The sequence below is a fragment of the Halovenus carboxidivorans genome (assembly GCF_009831575.1).
GTDB classification, from domain to species: domain Archaea; phylum Halobacteriota; class Halobacteria; order Halobacteriales; family Haloarculaceae; genus Halovenus; species Halovenus carboxidivorans.
Genome location: NZ_WUUT01000008.1, coordinates 42,911 through 55,646, shown reverse-complemented (window position 1 = coordinate 55,646; position 12,736 = coordinate 42,911). Strand labels below are relative to the sequence as shown.

Here is a 12,736-nt window from a genome sequence, read left to right as displayed (position 1 = left end):
CTCTTTACCGGCGGAGTCGAGCGACGGTTTCGTCGTCGCGCGTCTCCAACTCGACCAGTCCGTCGTCGGCCAACCCGGCGAGTACGTCTCGCAACCACTCGCGGCCGTGGTCTCCGTTCGGCGTGTAATCGACCCGAATCCGCGGGCCGAGTTCGTCCAGCGCGAGCGCGTCGTGCTCCCCGAGCGCACGGACGATTCGCCCGCGGAACTGCCGACGACTCCCCTCGAACTCGGGCTGTTCGGGCACGTCCGGCGCGGTGAAATCCCCGGAGTGGTACGCGTCACAGTGCTCCCGCCACGGACAGGACTGCTCGTCGCAGGCCGGTTTCTGTCCGCACGCCACCCCGCCGAGTTCCATGATCGCGTTGTTCCAGTCCCGAGACTCCCCGGACGGCATGAGTTCACTCGACGCCTGCTCGAACGCGTCGTCGTCGTCGGGACAGCTGAACGCGCGGTAGAGCACCCGTTTGACGTTGGTATCGACGACAGCGTTGCCGTTGTCGAACGCGAAACTGGCGACTGCGTTCGCGGTGTAGGGACCGACGCCCATCAGTTCGCGCAACTCCTCGGGCGTCTCCGGAAACGTGCCGTCGTACTCCGTCTCGATCTGTTCGGCGGCCTCGTGGAGGTACTTCGCGCGGTTGTTGTACCCGAGGCTGTGGTCGCTCCAGAAGGCGACCACTTCCCCGCGGTCTGCGGCGGCTAAGTCCGCTGTCGTCGGCCACCGATCCAGGAAGTCCTCCCACGCGTCGACGACCCGACCGAGTTGGGTCTGCTGGCTCATCACCTCCGAGACGAGAATCTCGTAGGGGTCGGTCGTCTCCCGCCAGGGGAACGCCCGGTGGTCCTCGCGGTACCAATCGAGAAGCGCCGACCGGACCGCCGGGAGGTCGACATCCTCGAAGAGTTCTGTGGCCGCCTCGCTCATGAACTCTCGTTTGGCCCCGACCGGTTTGTGTGTGCTGGTCTGGTGCGATTCGCGACGGTTCTGTCACCTTACCGCGCCGGACCACGTCTGTGGTTTCGGTGCTCGCTCGGCAGCGACGGATCACGTAGTTGTCGATCTGTGCACCCAGAGCGGCGAGTGACCGTCGTTTTTACGCGTTCGTTACGCGCCGGCGACCGTCTGAAAACATTGATACCCCGACCGGGAGAACAACAGGGTATGCGAGTCGGAATCGTCTCTGACACACACGACAACCAGGACGTGATCGAATCGGCAGTCGAGTTGTTCACGGGGGACGTCGACGCTGTCGTCCACTGTGGCGATGTCATCGCTCCGTTCTCCGTCTCGAAGTTCAACGCCGATTTCGACTTCTACGCGGTCCGGGGGAACAACGACGGGGAGTGGGCACTCCAGGACGCCGTCCGGAACTTCGGTGCCTATCTCGGAGAGATGGGCGAACTCTCCCTCGGTGGCGAGCGTGTCGCCGTCTATCACGGGACCAGCAATCCGATCATCGAGGCGCTGGTCGACTCCGGCAGCTACGATTACGTTCTCCACGGCCACACCCACAACAGAGTCCACGAGGAACGCGACGGAACCGTCCGTATCAATCCCGGCGGAATCGGAACGGAGTCCTCGGAGTCCGAACCGCCCGCCGGCGTCGTCCTCGATACCGAAACCGGGGACGTAACCTTCCACGACCTGCGGTAACACGAGCCACGGAGTAACTGGACAGACGTGCCGGAAATCAGTTGAAAAGAAGACAGTGACGGGCGTGTGGCCGGAGTTTTCTACGATACGTATTTCCCCGGATTAATATCTGCGGCGCTCGTACCTCGGCTATGCGTGAACAGGGCGACGACCGCGTCGATGCAATCCGCGAGGCGGAGACGTTGGCGGACCTGTCGGAGCTTCTCGACACCGACTCGATCCACGAGGCGTACTTTCGAGCGAAACGGATCTGGGAGTCCGCGCTCGCGGAAGAGCAGTCCGGTCGGCCCGACCCGGATCGCCTCCCCGGAACGACTGTCGTCGTCGACGGCCACTCGATCACGGTCCACGGCGTGACACACGCCGGGACTGACGCGGAACAGGCCTCCCTCCGCACACACGTCCAGCGGTTTCTGGACCGCGGTGCCAGCGTCTACTGCGAGCAAGGGATCCGCCCGATGTACTTCGGGAACGTCGACGGCGTCTGCGAGATGGACGATTATCTCTGGGCGACCGCCCAGCGTGAGGACATCGACGACCGGTCGGGATTCGCTACCGTGCCGGAGGGGTTCGGGACGATGTCCGTCGACTTCGGAGAGGTCGCCTCGGAGATCAGAGACGCCACTTTCGCGCTGATCGACGCCGGCAGCGCGATGTACGGCGAGCAGTTCGAGCGGGCGCTCGGGGATATCGCCGCGGACTTTTTAACCGATCACACCGACCGGGCCATCGGGAACAGCTACGAGGCGTTCCGGCTGAGCCGCGACGCCAGCGAGGACCCCTCGCGCTTGCACGCCCTCCAGCAGTACTACGAACGAACCTTCCTTCCCCAGCCGCTGGAGCGGGAGTGGCTGCGCCGCCACGACCCCGAACTCGAACTCCTCTCACACGCTCGCAACGAGCGGATGGCCGAATACGTCGCCTATCACAACGACCGCGCCGAGGAGGTCCACCTGATCGTCGGAGCCGCCCACCAGCACGGCGTCGCGTACTACCTCGAACAGTACCAGAGGGACAAGGAGATCCCTACCGCGTTCGAGCTGTACTGACAACGCGGGTCAGAACTCTTCGGTCGCCTGTGTCTCGAAGGGCTCTCTCGCGTCGACAACCGCGGGGACGCCCCTGTCGAACCACACGACGAACCGATAGGAATCGCCTCCCATGTCGTCCTCACAGGGCCTCTCGCCCGATCTGTCCTGCTCGGCGGTCACGCTGATCGATAGCTTCGATTCGTCGGCATCGTACGACGGCGCGTGTCCGTCGAGATACCCACAGCGAGCCGAGCCGTACGGGGCGACCCCCTTCACGGAGACCGCCGCCCGTTCGCGGTCGGCCGTTATCACCGGGCCGTCCGGCATCTCGACGCTCGTATCGACACCGGTCTCATAGTCGTATCCGGTGATCTCCGTCGGTCGCGGTGGCTCCTCGTCCCCGCCGAACTCGGCGCTCACACACCCTCCGGTGATCGCCACGTGTGCGGCGAGTCCCGCGAGCACGAATCTCCGTTTCACGTGCTGACTGACTCCGTGTCTTTATAAATACTTTCTGTCTGTCTGTCAGGTCTGTGCGCGTTCACGGCAAGGCGGGATCGAGCGACGGTGGGTCGTCTCAGTCTTCTTCGCCGTCCGGATCGAGAGCGATGAACACGTACGCGACACCGACAGCCCCGGCACCCGCTGGAATCCCGAGCGCGAACACGACGAGCACGCCGGCGACGGAGCCGAACAGTCCCGCCGCGGCGGTGAGTCCGCCGACCCCGCCGGCCGCCCCGACGAGAAGCACGAACAGGATGTGACCGAAGACGGAGCCGAGAAACAGGCCCGCCGGCGAGGGTTCGCCGTCGTCACCGGCGACGAGCGTGAGTGCACCCACGAGCGCGAGTAACGGGCTGACGAGCACGAGCGCAGCCGCGAGCAGCGCCGGATGTGGCTCGCTGGCACCACCGACGACTCCGACGACGCCCGTCGTGAGGCCGAACAGCAGCGCGGAGAGGAGGTACAGCCCCAGCACCGAACCGAGACCGCTCCGAAACCGGTCGGTCCCGAGGGCGGCGAGTCCGCCGCCGGTCGTCCGCGCCTGCTCGAAGAGCCCGTCGGGGCGCTCGACCTCGAACTCGTCGATGAAGGCGTCGTCGATCGTCTCGGGATCGATGAACTCGATGCCGTGTTCTCCCAGCAGGGCACTCGCCTCCTCGTCGACGCCGCTGCGGCAGGTCGCCATCAGTTGATCGACATCGTGTTCGGCGGCCGCGTCGACCAGGTAGTTCAGATGTCCCTCCCCGAAGGCGGTCTCCGCGTCGACGCCGACCATCGCCATCATCCGGTCGTAGTAGGTCTCGCTTTTGCGGGTGCCGGTGACGATGTATATCGTGTCGTTGACCTGTGTCGTCGACGTGTTCCAGCCTTTGGTCTCCAGAAACCGGATCACGCGCTCGAAGTACTCCTCTGGGTCCATCCTTCGCGGTAGCGGTGTCAACTCCGTCCGCTCACATCAACATTGCGCCAGATGATACTCGATCAGAAGGTGTATGCCATCATCACTTCGTCCACCAGTTCGCCTTCGATCGTGTAGTGGTCCCGCCGGATCCCCTCGGTCTCCCAGCCGTGTGACTCCAGAAACGAGAGCGCCTCGTCGTTGGTCATCGGGACGCTGTTGTACACCTTCTGGTAACCGTTGGCCTCCGCCCAGTCCAGTCCCCGGCCGAGCAGTTGGCTGCCGACGCCCTGCTGTCTGTAGTCCTCGCGCACGCCGACGGTCAGCTGTGCCGTGCTCTGTAGCTTGTCGGACTGTGGCAAGTCGAGATGCGTCCAACCGATCACGTCCCCGTCGTGGGTCGCGACGAAAAAGACGCGGGACTCGACGGTGTTGTGTCGCTGGACCGTGTCCTCGTACAGCAACCGATCCGCGATGCTCTCGGCGACGACGTAGGTATCCTCGGCGGTGACGTCACGGATCGTATCCACCAGCCCCTCGAAGTCCTCCTGTCGTGCCGGACGGATCGTGTACGCCAGATCCGGCCCGACGTGTTCCTCGACCGAACCCGCGTTGAGCCCGATCCGTAGCGTCCCCCCTTCGTCTTCGAGATACCCTTTCGTGATGAGCCATTCGAGTTCGTCCTCGAACTCCCCCGACGAGAGGCCGACTGCGCTGCGCGTCTGGTGGCGCGCGGTCGTCCCGTGGCGCTCGACGTACTGGTAGATCTGCTTGCTCGCTTCTGACCGGAAGGTCGGCCGTTCGAGCGGCTTCATAGACGTACGTTGGGCTACCAGGCCCTTGGGTATACTGCAAGCACTCAAAAATCCGAGTGATTCGGGCTACTGCTCGCCGTCGTCCTCTGGCTCGTCGATTTCCTCGTCCCCGCTGGCGAGGAGTTCGAACTGTTCGAGGTACGCCTTCCGCTCGTCGATGTCGTGCTCGTGGAACTGCTGGTCGTCGACGCTGATCGTCGCGAGTCCGATCCCCTCGGGTTCGAGGGAGTCGTCGTTGACCGAGGCGAGCGCCGACAGCGCGAGTTCGACGCCCGCGTCGAGATCCATCCCCTCCTCGTAGTGCGCTTCGAGGTAGTCGCGGATGTCGCTCCGGTCCGCTCCGACCGCGAGTGCCTTCCACTCGTAGGGAGTCCCCGAGGGGTCGGTCTCGTAGAGTTTCGGCTCGCCGTTGGCGATGCCGGCGATGATCAGCGCGACGCCGAACGGGCGCGCGCCGCCGACCTGGGTGTACTGCTGGATGTAATCCGTGACCTCCTTCGTCAGCGTCTCGACGGCGATCGGTTCGCCGTAGCGGAGTTCGTTGACCTGGGCGCGACGGCGGGCGAAGTCGATCAACTGTCGGGCGTCCGCGACGTGGCCCGCGCTGGCGATACCGATGTGGTCGTCGGCCTTGTGGATCTTCTCGACGCTGTCCCGTTCCATCAGCGGCGACCGGATGCGTTTGTCCACCGCGAGGACGACACCGTCGGCGGTTCGGACACCGATGCTCGCTGTCCCGCGTTTGACCGCTTCGCGGGCGTACTCGACCTGGTAGAGACGACCGTCTGGGGAGAAGATGGTGATCCCCCGGTCGTACGCTTGCTGTTGGTTTTGACCCTGCATAGTTACTCACAATCGAGGATCGTCGCGCCGGTGAACGCCTCTTCGACGGGAACGTCGACCCGCGATCCGCGGACGGTCGCCCGCTGATCGGCGCCCTCGAACGCGACGTGTCTCTGCTCTGGGTCTTCCCGTCCCCGACCCATATACTTTTCCTCACAGGCCCGGATCGTCCCGCTGACGCCAGTCACTCGAAGCCCGACCGCGTGGTCGTGGACGGCGTCGACAGCGGCGATGACCGCCCGTGCTCGCGAGACTTCTCCGCGGCGCGTTCTGACGATGGCGCTCCCGTCGCCGCCCCCGAACTCGAACCGGATCACCGAGAGGTCGAGATCCGCGCTCCCGGCGTCCCCGAGCAGGTTCTGTGCGCTGTACCAGAGCCGACGCTGGAACTCGTCGCGGCCCATCTCGACATCGGGCCAGCTCTCGATGTCGACCGCGAGATACCGCCACCGCGGCTGGAGATGCTTCGGGAGGTGTTTCATTAGCTGTCAACAGGTCACCGCCGGTAATCAGCGTGGCGACTCTCCTATCAGTTCGACGACGGTATCCAGCCCGTCGACTTCGTAGGTCGGTTCCACGTCGACCTCCCGGTCGGCGTTGTGTCCGCGACGGATCAGCACCGTATCCAGGCCGGCGCGTCTGCCGGCCAGCACATCCGTCTCCTTGTCCCCGACGAAAAGCGGCTCTTCCGCCCCGAGTGCCTGGACCGTCTCCTCAAGAAAGGTCGGTTCGGGTTTCTTCCGACGGAGGCTGTCGGGGTGTGGCTCGCGCGCCTGAACGGCGTCGAAGGCGAGACCGAACTCCCGACTTATCGACTCGACGATTCGCCGCTGGTTGTTGCTCACGATTCCGACCGGGCGGTCCAACTCCGAGACGGCTGTCACATCCTCGTAGGGGGTCTTGTGACCGTCTCTGGCCGCCTCCGTCAGCACGTCTGCGAGCGCGTCGTCGCGGGCACGCCAGAGCGCTTCGGGATCGATCCCGACCCGCTCGCTCAACCGCGGGAGATCTTCGGGGCTGACGCTGTGGGCGAGTCGTTCGACCAGACTGTCGTCGATCGCGTCCGTGTCCCGATTCATCAGTTCCGCCGTGATCCGCTCGCGAAACGCCGGCAGGCGACGCTCGTCCGGTAGCACGTTCACGACCACACCGTCGAAATCCAGAAGGAGGCTGTCGTAGCTCATCAGAACGGCCCGTCACCGAAATCGGAGTCGTCTCCGAGGTCCGAATCCTCTCCGAACCCGGCGCCCTCGCCGAAATCTGACCCGCTCGGATCGTCGTCCTCGCGCTCGAAGGCCTCCGGGGGTCGACCCGCCTCGTCGATCACCTCGTCGCTGACGATCAGCGGACAATCGACTCGCAGAGCGAGGGCGATGCCGTCGGAGGGCCGGGCGTCGAACACCGCCTGCTTGCGCTCTCCGCCGTGGTACTGTTCGGTGTCGATTTTCGCGTAGAAGGTGCCATCAGCCAGGTCGTCGATCCGGACCCGGTCGATTGCGGCGCCGAACTCCGCGACCATCTCGACGAACAGGTCGTGTGTCAGCGGCCGCTCGAACGGTTCGCCGTCGAGCGCTAGCTGCATCGACTGGGCCTGATCGGCGCTGACGAAAATCGGGATCAGTTCGTCGCGCGCGCTGAGCAGCACGACCGGTGCCCCGGGTCCCTCGTCGCTGACGCCGACCCCGACACCCTCGACTGTGGCCTCGTGTTCCATGTCTCAACATACGGACGGACGGGCAAAAGGTTATGCCAGGAGTTCGTCGACCGCGTTCCGGGCCGCCAGCACCGCGTCGTCGGCGACCTGTTCCGGGTCTCGCTGGCCGTCCTCGGCGTCGAGATACACGTCGACTTCGAGGCGCTCGTCCTCGAAACTGACCGTCACGTCGAAATCGCGAACGGCAGAGCGCGAGTAGCGGGCGAAGATCACCTCTTCGGCCGCTCGTGCCGCGGTCTGGACGATCTCTCCGTCCTCCGGGCGATCCCCCTCGGGGCTCATCTATGCGCCGCCTGCGCCGCCCATGCCGCCGCCCGGTCCGCCGCCGAGCATCTGCTGCAGTTCCTCCTGCAGTTCCTCGAACTGCTCCTGGACGCGCTCTTCCTGCTTGTCGAGAGTGTCGACGCGGACTTCGAGGCTGCTGACCTTCTCTTCGAGGTCGGACTTGGCCTCGTCGTAGTCGGTCTCGACGAGCAGTTCGCCGAGCTGCTGGTACATCGTCGTGTCCCCTTCGATGTCTTCGAGCTCTTCGAGGGCCGTCTCGGACTCGCGGAGCTGTGTCTCGGCTTCCTGCTTCTGGGCCGCCACTTCCTGGGCGGTCTCCTGCAGATCCTGTAGCTCTTCGAGCTTTTCCTGTGCTTCCGGCGGTAGATTTCCTTGCATACCAACCACCTCGGGACCCGGAGTGTTAAACCCCCGCTTTCGAGTCGCCAGACCCGCCGATGAGAACTCCGTTACTCGGTCGCCCCGGCGCGCTCGGCGACATCGACGAGCGAACACCAGGTGTTGATGGCCGCCCGCATCGCGACCAGATCCTCGGCCTCGACGGTCAGTTCGAGGGCGGAGCCGTCGCGGTCGGCGCGGACGCCGCTACGGTCGTCGTCGATCTCCCCGAGTTCGGGGTCGATAGCGTCGGCGACCCGAGCGGCCTGCTCGGGGGAGTCGTACTGAAAGGAGAGAACTGCCTCGTGAACCACGCTATTCGACGTTGACTTCCTTGATGTCCCTGCTGCGCTCTTTGAGCAGGACGCGGTGGCCACAGTAGGGACACCGGACGCCGCCGTACTCGTCGAGCGTCACGTCGCGCTTGCAGCGGGAACACTTGTAGCTCATTCGTCGTCCTCGGAGAGTGCGGCGCGGATCGACCGCGTGACGGTCTTGCCCGCGGGAGTCTGCGGTTTGTAGGCTCCGCCGGTGAACTTCTCGCCGGTCTCCTCGTTGACCCAGATGCCGGTGCCGACGCGTTTGACGTCGTCGCCGTCGACGGTGGCGTTTTCCATCTCTCGCTCGATCTGTGCGACGCGTCGCCGGGCGACCCGCCCGTAACGCGCGCCGAATCGGCCGGCACTGCCGGTCCGGTTCTGGTCGTCGCTCATAGTACAACAACGTCCGCCGAGCGGCTACAAAAACCCTGCGAGTTAGGACACTCGGCTCACAGCACAGCCACCAACACGAGTACCACGCCGACGAAGATAGCGACCCCGCCGCCGACCTTCGTCAACCAGACTTTCCACTCGGCGGGTTCGACCTCGGACCACGATCTCGTGCTACCGATCGCGTCGATCTGTTCGCCGAACCGTGCCAACGGCCGAGCGTAGGCGACATCGATTCCACCGACGACGATCAGAAACAGCCCGAAGATGAACCGTCCCGCGGTCCCGTCCGTCTCCGTCGTATACGTCGGTGTCGTCGTATCGTCGGGCACCTCTGGCAGCGAATCGCTCGGACTCTCGGATCCGAACGGATCCTCCTCGCCGTCCTCACCCGAGTCGGGCGGGGTCTGTGGCTCGACGGCTCCGATCGCGACCGCGTCGAGAAACGCCCGGCCGTCCATGCGAAGCATTAACTGCCCGTCTGTGGTCGCGTTCTCGGCTGTCAGATCCCAGTCGCCGGGCGGATCGTCCCCGGCCCGCCAGAGCTTGACCCGAACTGTCCCGTTGTCCCGGATCGCCGCGAATCCGAAAAACCGCCCCGTGGTTAGTGTGACGTTCTCGGAGGCGTTCCCGGCGCTGACGGCGACCGTGTTCGAGTAGTCGGGGCCGGTGTTCGAGATCCGCAGGACCGTCGCGTTCGCTCCCGATTCGGTCGCGGTTCCGTTACTCGCCCCGGTCCCGGCTTCCACGAGTTCGAATGTTCCGTTGCTCCCGAGGTCGAGCCGTCCGGTGACGACATCGTGGCCGACGGAGACGTTCGCCGCCGTCAACTGCGTGGATTCCTCGTCTAACACCGCCAGCGAACAGCCCCGGTCCGAGCCGACCCTGGCCAGGCGACCCCCGTCCCAGTTCGCCAGCGAGCCGTTCTCGATTGGATCAGTGAACTCCGTCTCCCAGTCCGGCTCAGATAGCTCGGGGTCGTAGCTGTCGCTGAGGCAGGGATCGACCTGTGCGTTCGCTGGCGTGGTGGTCGCTCCAGCCGTCGGGACGACTGACAGGGAAGCGATAGCGAGAACCGACAGACAGAGACAGAGACCGAGGACTCGCTGGAGGGGCAACGGGCGGACCATACAGTACGGTCCAACGCCTGCAATTATATTCTTTTGGGGGCGCTTTGTTTCAACGCTGTCGATCTTGCAACGTGGTCGTTACTCCTTGAACTCCGCCTCGACGAGCGCTTGGTTGATATCCTCCCGGACGCGTTCGCCGAGTTCCCGGTCGTCGGCGGTCGTCACGACGCGGTTCTCCTGGACGCTGGAACCGTCCCGGATCAGTAGTCGGACGTTGCCGGTGTTGTCTGCCCGGGTCACCTTCGCCCGGAGACCGCCGTCGCTGCTCGATCCGCTGGCGTCGATCGGGCCGGGGATGATCTTCTTGACGTGAGGATGTTCGGCGACGACTTCGAGCGCCTCCCGCCCCGTCCGGCCGCCGATCAGCGTCGAGTGCGTCCCGCCGAGCTTTTCGGCCACCGACGCCTCGACGACCTCCAGCGGGGCCTCGCCCTGGCGTTCGAGCGCGCGTTCGATCGGGTCGTCACCCTCGATTCGATAGAAGGAGTAGTGCACCTGCGAGCGGACCGCCCGGAGCACCTCCCTGTCCCCGGTCGCGTACACCTCGTCGGGTCGTTTCCGCCGAATCTCGTCGGCAATCTGGCCGGCGAAATACCGGAGTTCGGAGTTCACCTGCTCCTCGTCGGTCTCGGGTGTCGTCGTGACCGTCCGGGAGCCGACGATGTCGCCCTCGTAGAGTGCCGTGACTGTCCCGCGCTCGCGCCCGAGTTCGAGAACGAGCGTGTCGGCGTTCTCCGTTCGACAGACCAGACAGTAGTCGCCGGGTCGTTCGAGCGGACTCGCACACTGCCGACACTCCATACCCGATCGTAGGCGGACGAGCCGAATAAGGACCGCGTTTCGATTCGTCGAAAAACCGTCGGACGAAGTCGACGATCACCCAGCGGTCCCTCCGAGTAGAGGCCGAACCCCCGGTCGAAGAACGAAATGGTTTTCGTGGAAACCCTCGGAGTCATATGCAAGAGACCAGCGATGCAACTGTGCATATCCGGCGGCCAATGGGGGTACAACGGTGTCGGGTGAACGACTGCTCGTCCCCGTCTCGGAGACAGAGACGCTCCGACAGACGGTCGAGTACGCCGTTTCTCGCGCGCTCGAAGACGGCGGGGGCACGGTTCGGTTCGCGTTCGTCCACGCTCCGGACGCGACCAGCGAGGACGTCCCCGCCGCGGACCGCGACCGCGACCTCGGGGCGGCGGAGGAACTCCTCGACCGCGCCGAGATCTGGGCGGCGGAAGACGCCGGCGACGACGCCGACCTGTTGACGGTCGAGACGAGCCACGTCGGGCTGGATCAGTACCTGTTTAGCCCGGAGGATGTCGCTCGGGCGCTCGCGGACGAACTCCGTCAGGCGGAGTTCGACGGCCTCGTTCTCGATCCGGAGTACGATCCCGGCGTCGGCGCGCCGCTGCTGCGTCCGCTGGAGAGTGAACTCCGGGAACTCGGTGTCAGCTACGAGACGGCACCGGTTACGAGACAGATCCGCCGGGGGCCGCTTCTGACCCGGAGTTCGCCGCTTCGCTTCGCCGCAGTCTTCCTCACCTCGCTCGCGTTCTACATGATACTCGCGGCCAATCCGACCTACTGGTTCGAGTGGGCGACGGGACTGGTTACCGCGACGGTCGTCGCCGTCAGCATGTCACAGATCAGTTTCAATCGCGATCCGGACACCACGTCGGTCGCACGACTGCTCCGGCACATCCCGTACGTCCCCTTCCTGTTCTGGGAGATCCTCAAGTCGAACGTCACCGTCACGGCCGCCATCCTCGACCCGAGACGGTCTATCGAGCCGCGACTGACGCGGATCCGGCCGGCGGTCTACGGCAGTCTCCCCATCTCGGTGCTCGCAAACAGCATCACGCTCACGCCCGGAACGCTGAGCGTCCGGGTCGAGGGCGACAGTCTGATCGTTCACACGCTGTTGCCGTCGGTCCGCGAGGACCTCTTCGACGGGGGGCTCGAACGCGCGGTTCGGTTCGTCTTCTACGGGCGTAAAGCGATGGCGATAGCGAGCCCGCTTGAACGGGGCGATGCGGAGAACCTCCAGCCCTCGCCGGAGGATACCGCTGACGACGAGACGGAGGGTGACCAATGACGGGAGCGACACCGCTCAGCCCGCTGATCGAGGACGTCTTTCTCGGCGCCGCGGGGCTGTTCATGCTGCTCGCGGTAGCGATGTTCTACCGCGCGATCAAGGGCCCGACGACCCAGGATCGGGTGCTCGCGGTGAACGTCCTCGGCACGAACACCGTCGTCGTGCTCGCACTGCTGGCCGCCGCGCTCGGTGAGTCGGCGCTGCTCGATATCGCGCTCATCTACGCGCTGTTGAACTTCCTGATGGCCGTCGCCATCTCGAAGTTCACCGTCGAGCGAGGTGGTGTGCTGTGATCGAGTCGGTCAGGACCGGCGGGGCGATCCTGTTCGTCGCGCTTGGGCTGTTTTTCACCTTCGTCTCGGCGGTCGGCGTGTTGCGGCTGCCGGACATCTACTCGCGCTCGCACACGGCCTCGCAGGCCGACACGCTCGGTGCCGGGTTTACCCTCGCCGGCGTTGCGCTCGTTCTCGGAGTCACCCCGGTGACGATCAAGACCGTGTTGCTGTTGTTTTTCATCTTCGTGACGAACCCAACGGCGGCACACGCGGTCGCTCGTGCGGCCCACGAGGAGGGGATCGAGCCCTGGACGACCGACGACGACCGCACGGACCGGGATCTTTTCGCCGCCGCAAAGGGAACCGCCGCGGTCGAGACGGCCGACCCGGGCGAACCGGGT

Annotated in this window: 19 protein-coding genes and 1 pseudogene; 5 read left to right on the top strand and 15 right to left on the bottom strand. The window is 65.1% G+C overall.

Annotated elements, in window-relative coordinates; genetic code table 11:
* Positions 1-4 precede the first annotated feature (4 nt).
* Positions 5-928 carry an A/G-specific adenine glycosylase gene (locus GRX03_RS15995; protein WP_159765408.1) on the bottom strand — a complete coding sequence of 308 codons (924 nt, stop codon included), beginning with the start codon at positions 926-928 and terminating at the stop codon, positions 5-7.
* 237 nt (positions 929-1,165) lie between these two features.
* Here GRX03_RS15995 and GRX03_RS15990 point away from each other — a divergent pair, with 237 nt between their 5' ends.
* Together GRX03_RS15990 and GRX03_RS15985 are read left to right on the top strand one after the other, a co-directional pair.
* Complete coding sequence (locus tag GRX03_RS15990; protein WP_159765406.1) at positions 1,166-1,657, top strand: metallophosphoesterase; 492 nt, start codon at positions 1,166-1,168, stop codon at positions 1,655-1,657.
* A 131-nt stretch (positions 1,658-1,788) separates the two neighbouring features.
* Positions 1,789-2,706, top strand: coding sequence for a hypothetical protein (locus GRX03_RS15985; protein ID WP_159765404.1), 918 nt, complete (start codon positions 1,789-1,791; stop codon positions 2,704-2,706).
* A gap of 9 nt (positions 2,707-2,715) precedes the next feature.
* Here the strand turns inward: GRX03_RS15985 and GRX03_RS15980 are convergent, their stop codons facing one another.
* The 14 genes from GRX03_RS15980 to GRX03_RS15915 form a co-directional block, all read right to left on the bottom strand.
* Complete coding sequence (locus GRX03_RS15980) at positions 2,716-3,168, bottom strand: hypothetical protein (RefSeq protein ID WP_159765402.1); 453 nt, start codon at positions 3,166-3,168, stop codon at positions 2,716-2,718.
* A gap of 97 nt (positions 3,169-3,265) precedes the next feature.
* Entirely contained in the window at positions 3,266-4,111 is an 846-nt protein-coding gene (locus GRX03_RS15975; protein WP_159765400.1) for a hypothetical protein, read from the bottom strand.
* Positions 4,112-4,173: 62 nt separating this feature from the next.
* Positions 4,174-4,905, bottom strand: a complete 732-nt coding sequence (locus GRX03_RS15970; RefSeq protein WP_159765398.1) for a GNAT family N-acetyltransferase — start codon at positions 4,903-4,905, stop codon at positions 4,174-4,176.
* A 66-nt stretch (positions 4,906-4,971) separates the two neighbouring features.
* Positions 4,972-5,748 carry an archaeal proteasome endopeptidase complex subunit alpha gene (gene psmA, locus GRX03_RS15965; RefSeq protein ID WP_159765396.1) on the bottom strand — a complete coding sequence of 259 codons (777 nt, stop codon included), beginning with the start codon at positions 5,746-5,748 and terminating at the stop codon, positions 4,972-4,974.
* A gap of 2 nt (positions 5,749-5,750) precedes the next feature.
* Positions 5,751-6,230: an Rpp14/Pop5 family protein gene (locus tag GRX03_RS15960; RefSeq protein WP_159765394.1), complete on the bottom strand. Its 480-nt coding sequence runs from the start codon at positions 6,228-6,230 to the stop codon at positions 5,751-5,753.
* Between the two features lie 27 nt (positions 6,231-6,257).
* Positions 6,258-6,932: an HAD family hydrolase gene (locus GRX03_RS15955; protein ID WP_159765392.1), complete on the bottom strand. Its 675-nt coding sequence runs from the start codon at positions 6,930-6,932 to the stop codon at positions 6,258-6,260.
* Positions 6,932-7,462, bottom strand: coding sequence for a bifunctional nuclease family protein (locus GRX03_RS15950; protein ID WP_159765391.1), 531 nt, complete (start codon positions 7,460-7,462; stop codon positions 6,932-6,934). The genes GRX03_RS15955 and GRX03_RS15950 overlap by 1 nt, the downstream gene beginning before the upstream one ends.
* 30 nt (positions 7,463-7,492) lie before the next feature.
* Positions 7,493-7,744: a DUF3194 domain-containing protein gene (locus GRX03_RS15945; protein ID WP_159765389.1), complete on the bottom strand. Its 252-nt coding sequence runs from the start codon at positions 7,742-7,744 to the stop codon at positions 7,493-7,495.
* Positions 7,745-8,125, bottom strand: coding sequence for a prefoldin subunit beta (locus GRX03_RS15940; protein ID WP_159765387.1), 381 nt, complete (start codon positions 8,123-8,125; stop codon positions 7,745-7,747).
* A 71-nt stretch (positions 8,126-8,196) separates the two neighbouring features.
* Complete coding sequence (locus GRX03_RS15935; protein ID WP_368278585.1) at positions 8,197-8,439, bottom strand: KEOPS complex subunit Pcc1; 243 nt, start codon at positions 8,437-8,439, stop codon at positions 8,197-8,199.
* A 1-nt stretch (position 8,440) separates the two neighbouring features.
* Positions 8,441-8,575, bottom strand: a complete 135-nt coding sequence (locus tag GRX03_RS15930) for a DNA-directed RNA polymerase subunit P (RefSeq protein ID WP_128225748.1) — start codon at positions 8,573-8,575, stop codon at positions 8,441-8,443.
* A complete protein-coding gene (locus GRX03_RS15925) occupies positions 8,572-8,838 on the bottom strand; it encodes a 50S ribosomal protein L37ae (protein ID WP_159765385.1) in 267 nt (88 codons plus the stop codon). The genes GRX03_RS15930 and GRX03_RS15925 overlap by 4 nt, the downstream gene beginning before the upstream one ends.
* Before the next feature lie 56 nt (positions 8,839-8,894).
* Positions 8,895-9,965, bottom strand: coding sequence for a hypothetical protein (locus GRX03_RS15920; RefSeq protein WP_159765383.1), 1,071 nt, complete (start codon positions 9,963-9,965; stop codon positions 8,895-8,897).
* Between the two features lie 78 nt (positions 9,966-10,043).
* Entirely contained in the window at positions 10,044-10,766 is a 723-nt protein-coding gene (locus tag GRX03_RS15915) for a DUF2103 domain-containing protein (protein WP_159765381.1), read from the bottom strand.
* A 211-nt stretch (positions 10,767-10,977) separates the two neighbouring features.
* Here GRX03_RS15915 and GRX03_RS15910 point away from each other — a divergent pair, with 211 nt between their 5' ends.
* From GRX03_RS15910 to mnhG, 3 genes and pseudogenes are all read left to right on the top strand, one after another.
* Positions 10,978-12,060: a monovalent cation/H+ antiporter subunit E gene (locus GRX03_RS15910; protein ID WP_368278584.1), complete on the top strand. Its 1,083-nt coding sequence runs from the start codon at positions 10,978-10,980 to the stop codon at positions 12,058-12,060.
* On the top strand, positions 12,057-12,353 hold the full coding sequence (locus GRX03_RS15905; RefSeq protein ID WP_159765379.1) for a cation:proton antiporter: 297 nt from the start codon (positions 12,057-12,059) through the stop codon (positions 12,351-12,353). Before GRX03_RS15910 ends, GRX03_RS15905 begins: the two co-directional genes overlap by 4 nt.
* Positions 12,350-12,664: pseudogene (mnhG, locus tag GRX03_RS15900) on the top strand (monovalent cation/H(+) antiporter subunit G); the annotation flags it as partial. The gene GRX03_RS15905 and the pseudogene mnhG, both read left to right, overlap by 4 nt.
* Between the last annotated feature and the right edge of the window lie 72 nt (positions 12,665-12,736).